The organism is Mycobacterium sp. E3298, from assembly GCF_001666895.1.
Lineage (GTDB): Bacteria > Actinomycetota > Actinomycetes > Mycobacteriales > Mycobacteriaceae > Mycobacterium.
The window spans coordinates 16,808-27,352 of record NZ_LZJB01000523.1 but is presented as its reverse complement, the minus strand read 5'-3'; the positions used below and the strand labels follow the sequence as shown (position 1 = coordinate 27,352).

7 protein-coding genes are annotated in these 10,545 nt (G+C 64.5%); all 7 read left to right on the top strand.

The features are described from left to right. Positions 1-2,587 (top strand): LuxR C-terminal-related transcriptional regulator (locus tag A9X05_RS24110; protein WP_067784466.1); only part of this gene is annotated, 2,587 nt, incomplete at its 5' end. Positions 2,588-2,846: 259 nt separating this feature from the next. Beyond that, positions 2,847-3,881: an alpha/beta fold hydrolase gene (locus tag A9X05_RS24105; RefSeq protein ID WP_368664946.1), complete on the top strand. Its 1,035-nt coding sequence runs from the start codon at positions 2,847-2,849 to the stop codon at positions 3,879-3,881. A 1,015-nt stretch (positions 3,882-4,896) separates the two neighbouring features. Further along, on the top strand, positions 4,897-7,173 hold the full coding sequence (locus A9X05_RS24100; RefSeq protein ID WP_067784460.1) for a LuxR C-terminal-related transcriptional regulator: 2,277 nt from the start codon (positions 4,897-4,899) through the stop codon (positions 7,171-7,173). A 327-nt stretch (positions 7,174-7,500) separates the two neighbouring features. After that, complete coding sequence (locus A9X05_RS24095) at positions 7,501-8,031, top strand: YkgB family protein (RefSeq protein WP_067309102.1); 531 nt, start codon at positions 7,501-7,503, stop codon at positions 8,029-8,031. Positions 8,032-8,188: 157 nt separating this feature from the next. Beyond that, complete coding sequence (locus tag A9X05_RS24090; protein ID WP_156736943.1) at positions 8,189-8,533, top strand: hypothetical protein; 345 nt, start codon at positions 8,189-8,191, stop codon at positions 8,531-8,533. Between the two features lie 265 nt (positions 8,534-8,798). Beyond that, entirely contained in the window at positions 8,799-9,176 is a 378-nt protein-coding gene (locus A9X05_RS24085; protein WP_231965200.1) for a tryptophanase, read from the top strand. A 119-nt stretch (positions 9,177-9,295) separates the two neighbouring features. Beyond that, positions 9,296-10,537, top strand: a complete 1,242-nt coding sequence (locus tag A9X05_RS24080) for a thiolase family protein (protein ID WP_067309099.1) — start codon at positions 9,296-9,298, stop codon at positions 10,535-10,537. Positions 10,538-10,545 lie beyond the last annotated feature (8 nt).

Below are 10,545 nucleotides of genomic sequence, written 5' to 3'. Positions count from 1 at the left end.
ACTGTTCGGTGAGGCGTTCGAATATCAGCAGACGGTGCCGTTTTTCTCGCTGTTCATGGCAACCCTGCGCGCGGAGCCCCCGGTCGGTGATGCGGAGGCGTTGCGTCGCTTGGGCACCTCGGCGGATCTCCGCTACTGGGTGGTCCACGATTTGGCCGAAGCCATTCATGCGGCGGCCGCGAAAACGCCGCTGGTCATCGTCCTGGAGGACATTCACTGGGCCGACAGCGCCACTCTGTTGGCGCTGCGGTCGCTGGCCGCGATGCGGCCCGATGTCGCTGTGTTGTGGGTATTGACGGCCCGCACCGGGGCCAGTCGGCCGGCGGTGCAGCAGACGTTGTCGGTGCTGCAACGCGCGAATGCCACATTCTTGCGATTAGGGGCCATGACGCCGGATGCGGTCGCCGACATGGTTCAAGACGCGGTGCGGGCGCGGGCGGATGCGTCGCTGCTGAATCTGGCCGCCAAGGCGCACGGGAACCCGTTTTTGGTCAGCGAGCTTGTCGGGGGGCTCGGCGAGGAGGGCAGGCTCAATCTCTCCGGCGGGCGCGCGATGGTCACCGGACAGGGGTTGCCGCGGCGGCTGGGCGCCGGTATGCAGCAGCGACTTGACCTGCTCTCCAATGGCGCCTCGGAAGTGGTGCGGGTGGCCGCGGTGCTGCCCGACCGGTTCTCGGCTGGCTTGCTGGCCGCGATGCTGGAACGCTCACCCGCCTCGTTGCTGTCGGCGCTCGAGGAGGCGGTGCGCGCGGATCTTTTCATCGAAGACGGCGAGCGGTTGAGGTTTCGGCACGACTTGCTGCGCGAGGCCACCCGCCAGTCGTTGCCGCAGTCCCTGCGGCGGGCCATGGAGCGCCAAGCCGCCTCGGTCATGCTCGGGATGGGCGCGGCCCCAGCCGAGGTCGCCACCCAGCTGGCACGCAGCGCCGAACCCGGAGACCGCGAGGCGATCGACGCCCTGCGCCTAGCCGCCCAATCGGTCGGCCGCGGCGATGCCAGCGGGGCCGCGGACTTGAGCAAGCGCGCACTAGAGCTACTGCCCGCCAACGACGCTGAGCGCGGCCCACTGGTCGCCGAAACGGTGGAGTTACTGAATCGAGCGACCCGTTATGACGAGGCTCAGGCGCTTGCCGACAGCGCGCTCGCCACGCAGCTGTCCCAAGACGACGAAGCCGAGATTCGGCTGGGCATCGCCGCGGGCACCGAGGATCCGGCGCAACGCATTGCCGAGTTACGTCGCGCGCTGCAGTTGGTCGGCATCAACGACATCATCAGGGCGCGCCATCAGGCATGGGTGGCCTACTTCGAGGTGGTCAACGGCCTGCATGCGGACGCTTCGGCCGCGGAAGCGGCCGCGGCCGAAGCCGCCGCGACCGGTGATGTGGAAGCCCGGATCGTCAGCGCTACCGCGCTTGCCCTGAACGACTACCAGGACGGTTATGCGGTGCGCGCACTTCGGCGCATGGACGAGGTCGATGTACTGACGCGCGGGGGCAAGGCAACGCTTGGCGGCATATATGCCGCCAAGCGGCGCGCAGGCCTGATTGTTTGCGTGGGCAGCTTGGAGGAGGCCAGCGTGCAGGTCGCCGAGGGCACCGAGAAGGCCCGTCGCGAACGCAACGCGATGGCGCTTCCCGGCTGGACCCATCTCGGCGGGATGGTTCATGCGGCGGCGGGTCGCTTGGCCGCGGCGCGCGACACCATCGAGGCGCTGCCTCGGCGTGAATGGGCCAACGGTACCGAGGTCAACATTGAGCGCATTCTTGTTCTGGCTGAGGTAGCGATGCGAACAGGCGACCGAAAGTTATTGCAAGACTTGGTTTCTGAGTCGACAGCCCTGTATTCCAGCACGTCGCCCTTGCTGGCCGGCGGCGCGGCTTATGTGGTCGCCCTTGCCGCGTGGGACCGCGGCGACGTTGGCGGCGCGGCGCGCTGGCTCGGGGGCAAGAACGCGCGTGTCATCACACCGCTGTGGCCTAACGTGTTCGATCAGCTGACGCTGACAGCGCGGGTGGCTTCGGCAGCCGGGGACGCCGGGCTGCGCGCGCGAGTGCTGCAGAGCATCGAGGTGCTGGAACGCGAGCGGCCCGGTGTGGCGTTGTTCGCGGCGGTCGCCCAGCAGGCCCGCGGAATCCTGGAACGTGACGCCGATGCGCTTTTGGAGGCTGCCGGCGCGCTTAGTACGCGCCGTCCGCTTCTCCACGCCGGTGCCCTCGAAGACGCCGCTGGTGAACTCGTGCGCGCCGGACGCGATGCGGAGGCGATCGAGGGCCTCAACAAGGCGTTCGACACCTTTGTGCAATGCGAAGCGGTCGCAGATGCCCGTCGGGTCGGCCGCGAGTTGCGCCGATTAGGCGTGGAACGGCGCATCGTCGCCCAGCCGCGGGCGAAAAGGGGCTGGGACAGCCTCACCGACTCCGAGCTTACGGTAGTCAACCTCATCGCCCAGGGCGCGACCAACCGCTCCGTCGCGCAGCAACTGCATCTTTCCCCGCATACGGTGAAGACACACGTGCACAACGCGTTTGCCAAATTGGGAATTGCCTCCCGTGGCGAGTTGGCGCAGCTGATGCGCGGCTCCGATTGACCGGCGCCAAATACGGGACCGCCTAGTACTGCATCCATCCGGGCCTAAACATCAACCTTCGGGCGATGGTTTTGCGCTGGCCGCACGACGACCGTAGTAGTCGACCCTGATCACGTACTCCGCCGGCCCGGCGGTCCAGCTAGGCCAGACACCGTGCCGGTGAGCACACAAGCGAAAGACCGAGACAATGTTGAACACGACGCTTGGAGTGCAGCGACGGTCCCACACGCAGGCAACGCGGCGCGGCCGGAGGCGAACGCTGGGCACACGCCGATCACTGGCCTGCAACCGCACGGTTACCACGAGCGATGGCGTCTCGCTGTCCGTTCGGGACTCGGGATCTCACGCCGCCGGCCATACGGTCGTGCTCCTACATGGTTTTTGCCTGAACAAAGAGTCCTGGAATATCCAGATGACGCAGCTAATTCGCCTCTGGGGCAACAACATCCGGATCATCAGTTACGATCATCGCGGCCACGGCGACTCCGGCGATGCGCCAATGCACACGTACCGGATCGACCGACTCGCTGACGACCTCGCCGAGCTGCTGGTGGCGCTTCGCGTTACAGGCCCTCTCACCCTGGCGGGACACTCGATGGGCGGCATGACAGCCTTGGCCTATCTACGCCGGCCAGCCAGCTCGCGTCCCGTTGAGCCGGAAAGCCTCGTTCTCGTCGCGACCGCCGCGGGGAGCCTTGGTTCACACGGCCTCGGTCGGCTGCTGAACACCCCGGCGACAAGCATGATCTACAACCTCGTACACCGCATGCCGCGCGCGGGGACCGATCAGGTTGTTCAATTGCTCGCCCGTCCGGTGTGCGCGGCACTGACCAGGCACGGCGGATACGGTGAATCCGCACCGAAATCGTTGGTGGCTATGTCCGCGGCCGCCGTCAACGCGACCCCGTCGGCGACCAAAGTCGGCTTCCTGCTCGGTCTGAGGGAGTACGACTGCTCTCAGACCCTGAGCTCCATCACGGCCAAGACAACCATCATCAGCGGAGGAGCGGACAAGCTCACGCCGATGTGGCATGCCCGCAAGTTGGCCGACGGTATCCCGGCGGCGACTCTCATTTACCGGCACGCCGCCGGGCACACGCTCTTGCATGAAGTCCCGCAGGTGGTCACCGAAGCGATCAGCTCCAGCGTCGCCGCCGACTATCACCATTCCAGGGCCGATGAAGCAGGCGCATGCGCGGCGTCAGACCCGCCGCCAGACGATGACTTTCCTATGAGCCATGCCACTTCGGCGCGTAATACATCACCCGTGGCAGGTGAGGAGCGAGTGTCGTGACCCGGTTGGTCCGGTTCCCCTTTGCGCACACGATTCACCGGGGATTACGCGATCCTCATGCTGACCGTTCGGCGGGCTGGGGCTGCGGCAAGCGCGTCTCAGCCCGCCGACCACCATGCAAAGTACCCAACATCACGACCCGCCGCGGCCGGCCGATCGCATCGCCGCAGTTGTTCGCCGCACGGATCGCCCTGAAGAACGAGAACCATTTCCCAGCAATGACTTTGATCGCGTCAGGCCTTCGTCTCACAGAGTTGCTCAGATGTCCCCACATCGCTGTCTCGAATGGGGTTCTTCGTCCGTCTGCACGCACACTTAGGCCGACGGGGTCGGGCGTGATTCACCTTCATGCGGCGGTCGGATTGACAGGGCTGTCAAATATCGAAGCCACTACGTATACACCGACCCGGTTCTAAACATCACCCGCTGGGCGATGGTGACCGCGCTCCCCCGCTGCCAACGTAGTCATTGGACTCTTGGAACGCCGTGACCGCGGCCGCTCAACCAGGAAGTGGCGCCGAGAGCAAACGACACAGCGGAATCGAGAAAACGATGATGAGCACACTGTTGGGGATGCTGATGATGTTGCCAGTCGTATTCGGCGTCGGTGGATACGTGTTGGTTACCCGACGACCATGAGCACCCCGGCGCTCTCACGGCGTTTCATGTTGAGACCTCGGTCACCCCATGTCGAGACGCGGAGTCATCGCATCGATGCGAGAAGAGGGAAATTGCGGTGAGCGGACACAGCATTAGCGTGGCTCGCGAGAAAACCGTTGAGCCGGTGGTGGGACGAGGGCCCGCCGGCCCAAACGGCCACCGGCGACGCACGCCGGAGGTCATCACGGGGAACGCATCTGACTCAACGGGTTCACGGCTACTGCCGGTCACGACGAGCCTGGCCGCCCCCGCCGGGACAAACTGGGATACCGAGACGCGAGCGCCCACTCCGGAGGCATCAACACCGAGTTTTCCACCCCGGCTGGTGGATTCAACGCATTCGCGGAGTTCGGACATGACTGGGTCAGCTAACGACAGCGACAACGGGGTCGGAGAAGCCGCCGCCCGCACGATTCTCCTCGGCACCAAACTGCACGTCCCGGCCATTGCGGCCAAGCTCGTTCACCGCACCGCCTTGCTCGACGCACTGTCGGCGGGGCGCCGCTGCAAGCTGACCCTACTGAGCGCGCCGGCGGGATGGGGCAAGACGACATTGCTGGCGCAGTGGGCCCTGGCTGCGGGTGAGGACAGGCGATTTGGCTGGCTGTCACTCGATCCCGCTGACAGCGACCCAGTATGGTTTTGGATGTACGTGGTCGCCGCGCTGCAGAAGACCAATCCCGGGGTGGGGATTCGCGCGGTCGAACTCCTCGCGTTGGGCGCCGACCCAGTGCAGGTGGTTCTGCCTACGCTGCTGAATGATCTGGACACGATCGAAAGCCCGACGGCGCTCATCCTCGATGACTACCACTTGGTGGCAAATCGAGCAGTCCATGAACAGCTTGCGTTCTTTATCAGCCGGATGCCGGCGAATCTGCACTTGGTATTGGCCACCCGATCGGATCCGGCGTTGCCGTTGGCGCGACTCAGGGCGAGCGGTGAGCTTGCTGAGATCCGCACCGACGATTTGCGGTTCGGGGCTATCGAGGCGACCCATCTGATGAATGACGTGCTCGGACTGGACTTAGACCACGCAGATATTCAACTGTTGCACCAACGCACCGAGGGTTGGGCTGCCGGCCTCTACCTCGCCGCTCTCTCGCTTGCCGGACGCGCTGATGCCGCCGCGTTCATCCGGACGTTCGCCGGCGACAATCGCCATATCGTCGACTACTTGATGGCCGAGGTGCTCGACGGTCAGCCACTCCAGCTGCGCAGCTTTCTGTTACGCACGTCGATCTTGGGACGGCTCAGCGCTGCGCTGTGCGATGCGTTGCTGCAAACGTCTGGCTCAGCGTTGGTGTTGGAGCAGATCGAACGTGAAAACCTGTTTCTGGTGCCACTGGACAGCTCGCGTCACTGGTATCGCTACCACCAGCTGTTCGGAGAGTTGCTGCGCACCGAACTGCGTCGCAGCGAGCCCGACCTCGTCGCCGATCTGCACCGACGAGCCGCAACCTGGTTCGAGAGCGAGGGCCTCATCGACGAGGCGGTCCGCCACCTGGTCGCCGGCGGTGATATCGCGCGAAGCGCAGACCTGATCGCCGCGGACTGGGTCGACGAATTCAACGGGGGCGGCGTCTCGACCGTCTCGGGCATGCTTGATCTGCTGCCCGAAGAAACCGTTCGACAGGATCCGAGGCTGAGCGTGGCCCGCGCGTGGATCGCCCTCAGCGTTGGTGAACTCGACGGCGCGGCCCAGTGGATCCGGACCATTGAAGGCCGACAGCCGGCCGACGGCGCGGATGACAGCGCTATCTGCGCTCAGGTCGTCGTGTTGCGCGCGATTCACTCGCTGAAGACGGCGGACGTCGGCGCGGCGCTGAACACCGCTCGGCGGGCTATCACCCTCGATCTCGCCGAAGGACCGCTGGGCCAATCCAGCGCCTACTGCATATATGGAGCCGCGCTGTACTTCTCTGGCAGCACCCGTGAGGCGCAAGCCGCCTTCCGGCGGGCCGCACACCTGGCCGAGAAGGTGGGCGATCGTCGCGTCCGCACATACGCGTTGGGCCATTTGGCACTGATTTCGGTCGAAGATGGCCAGCTGGCGGACGCCGAACGTCAGATCCGCCGGGCCTCTGGCAGCGCCCGGGACCTGGCGGATCCGGAACACCTCGTCGACGTGATGGTGTCTCTCGCCACGGCCAAACTCCTCCGGGTGCGCGGTGACGCGGCTGCAGCACTCGCCGCCGCCGACATGGCCGTCATGTCCGCGCGCCAAGGAGGAGCAATCCCCGAGGTGATCAAGGCGCTGTCGATCAAAGCGGAGATCATCGAGCATCTCGGCGACCGCGAGACCGCCAGGGCAATCCTCGAGGAGGTCGGCACACTGGTGCGCGATTGCACGGACACCGGCATCGCCTCGACACTGCTGGCTCCGGCAGAGCGAAGGGCGGGCGTCGCGGTGACGTCGCGCCATGAGCGGTGCCCGGTCACTGAGGAGCTGACCCCCAAAGAGTTCGAGGTTCTTCGCCTGCTCGCAACCCGGTTATCGCGACGTGAAATCGGCGAGCGGCTATACGTCTCGCTCAATACCGTGAAGACCCACCAGCGCGCCATCTACCGCAAGCTTGGCGTCGAGCAACGCAGCTCGGCGGTCGGCCGGGCGCGAGAACTCGGCCTGCTGTAATCCGCCTTCCCGCCCCAAACCGGACCGGCCAGCCGGCCGGCCGGCCGGGAATCATCTCATCCGAGAACGCCTCCAGTGATCACCTCGGCGAGCCGACGGATGGTGCACCCGGGCGATCGAAGAGAATCCGTGCCGCAGGAGGTTTCCTCGTCGGCGTCTCACCCGGGTGAATTGTGCGCGCGGATGAAGACAGCTCGCCCACTGCGCAGAGATAGTGGTCACTGATAACCGCCTGGATCAACGTCTCGACCAACTGCGCCGCCAACCAAGGCGGTCAGTTCGGCACCGGCCATGCGGTGAAACGACACAGTCAGGACGGGAGACCGCATGTCACACAATGAGGCCACCACCACGTTGACCGGCGGCCGGGCAAGGCTTCGAGCGATTCACATGGCGCCCGTGGCCGCACGATACGGTCTGGTGATAGTCCTGGCCTGGTTCGGCGCCATGAAGTTCACTTACTATGAATCCCACGGCATTTCACATTGGGTGGCCAATAGCCCGCTCCTGAGTTGGGTGTACGAAATCATGTCGATCGACGCCTTTGGTCGCTTGAACGGATCAATAGAATTGATCACCGCAGCATTGCTTGCCGTCAAGCCGTGGTTCCCGAAGGCGTCCGTGGTGGGCGGCCTATTCGCCTCACTGTTCTTCGTGATCACGCTGAGTTTCATGATCACCACCCCCGGAGTCGGCGAGGCGTCTGCTGGCGGCTTTCCCGTTCTGTCCGCCGACGGGGAATTCTTGATGAAGGACATTGCGCTCATCGGCTTGGCGCTCTGGCTGCTTGCGGACTCGATCGACGCCACCCGCGGACAGGCGGAGCCGGTCAAACGGACTGACACATTCTGCGGATGAGGTTGCCGCTCACTCGGTGTTACCGCTGGCGACTGTACCGGTAAAAGCCGAATCCAGGGCGTGATTAACGATGGGTGAGGGTGTCGTATTGACGGGCGCGTGCGCACTAGTGAGCGCCGCGGCGCGCGGGACGCGTCCGACGGGCAGCGCGTCGATCATGGTCACCGCGAAGGTGTTAGCCGAGATCGATCTTCTGATCGCCAAGTGTTGCGTCGATATCATCGGGGCCACCCCCTCCGGCTCCCGGTTCGCTCAACGCAGGTATGAGATGGTCACGGCCCCGATCCGATTGGATACGATCAGCGGTGATCCGACGGTGGTTATCCGCTACACCGGTATCGCCGAACGCACTGAGCTCGCGGTGTCCCTGCGGTTCGAGGCCGAAGACCGATTCACACAGCGCACCTTGACATTTCATCATGATTTCGGAGGGGTCTGCCTCACCGCACAATCACCAGTGGTCACCAGACGAATGCCGCTGCGCCGGTTCCGTTCCGTCTGAACGCATCGCACGAATCACCCGGGCGAGCAGATAGCTGGGTGATGACGATTCACCCCGCGTGCGGACATGCTTATCGAAGAGCAGATGTCGCCGGGTTCATGGCCACACAGCGGGGCGCAGCCTAGGCCCACGTAGGTGGCGACTGGACCGGAAGCATAGCCAAAAACGAGTCGTCCAGCCGCCGCCGGCGGAGCCCGGGAAGGAAACCACCACGTGGGCACAGGTTTTGAGACCAAAGAGACTATCGATCCAGGTGGTTTCTGACATGAAACGTGCCCTGGCCCGATTGGCGTCGTCGACGACTCTTCACCCGGCGAGTTGCATTTCGCGTGCGCAATCGCGTCCCACGAATTCCGGGCCGACCATCTCCGATGAAGACATGGCGTGGCTACTGGCCGATGCGGTGACGTCGGGTCTGACCGGCTACGAACGCACGCTTGTCTTCGTCGAGTTGGGATGCGGGGAAGGCTATCTCGCGATCAAGCGCATCCTCACCACGCTCTTGTCAAACCCGATCCCGTTGCCGGTATCGATATTCTCGAAGCTGGCGGTCTGGCTGAATAGCTACGCCGGCAACCCAGAGGAATCACAACTGCGCATGATGCTTGACGTCATTCGACTGCAGCAGTTCAAGGCGGTTTAGGTGGTGTGCGTCAGAATCGCCTCGAATAATCTCGGGAAGCGTGGCCGGGTGAGCCGGCGGGATGGCTCACCTCACCCACACGAGGCCTTGCGGACCCGATGCATTCGAAAAGTACGACGATGACTGAGGCCTATGTGTTGGGGGGTGTACGGACCCCGTTCACCCGCTATGGCGGCACGCTGTCGGGTATTCGGGCCGACGACCTGCTGGGCATGACGATGAAGGGCGCGTGTGACCGGCTGGGTGTGCCGCTCGATGCCGTCGAGGACATCGTGGCGGGGTGCGTGAACCCGGCTCACGAGGGCATGGGTGACATCGCCCGCTGGGCGGCGTTGGCCGCGGGGTTTCCTGACACCGCGGCCGGGGCCACCGTGAACAGATTTTGCGGATCATCGCTCAGCGCGGCGGTGACGATCAGCCATGCGATCAAGGCCGGCGACCTCGGGCTAGGTATCGCCTGTGGCGTCGAGTCGATGTCGCGGTCGGGGTGGGCGTTGATGAAGGGCGAAGCCGCGTTCAGCCCCCGAGGTCCGGTTGTCATGCTCGACACCATGTGGAGCGGTGCTGGAGGACCGCCCAATGCGGTACTACTGGCCCGCAACGCTTACATCAGCATGATCGAGACCGCGCAAAATGTCGCCGACCGCTACTCGCTGAACCGCGAGGAGATCGACGCCTTTGCGCTGCGATCCCAGCGACGCGCCAAGGCCGCTCGTGATCGAGGTCGACTGGCCAAAGAGATTATGCCCGTAATGATCCCAGCGACAAAGAAGGCGCCCGCCCGCCTAGCAGAACATGACGAGTTCATCCGCGATGACACCACCGCTGAGGTGCTGGCGGCTTTACCGGCCCAGCCCGGAACGACTCAAATGACCGCGGCCAACTCCTCGCCTTTGAGTGATGGCGCCAGTGCCGTCGTCATCGCTTCCGGAGAGCGAGCCAGCGAACTCGGCATCGAGCCGTTAGCCCGAGTGATATCGAGCGCGGTCTATGGCATCGATCCCCTCATTATGGGGGTGGCCCCCGCATGGGCGATTCCGGCCGCGATCCGCCGGGCCGGCCTTGTCCCCGAGCAGATCGACGTGTGGGAGGTGCATGAGGCGTTCAGCGCCCAGGCACTCGGCGTGTTGCGGGAATTACCAAACCAGCTGGACGGTTTCGTGGTTCCCGATGACAAGCTGACACCCAATGGTGGCGCGGTGGCGATCGGACACCCCTTCGGGGCTACCGGAGCTCGCTATCTGCTGACGTTGGCGATCGAATTGGCTGAAAGAGGCGCCCGTTACGGGGTGATTGGGGTCTGCATTGGCTCGGGCCAGGGAGTAGCGGTGGTCTTGGAAAGCGTTGCCGCCGCGGAGTAACAACGCGC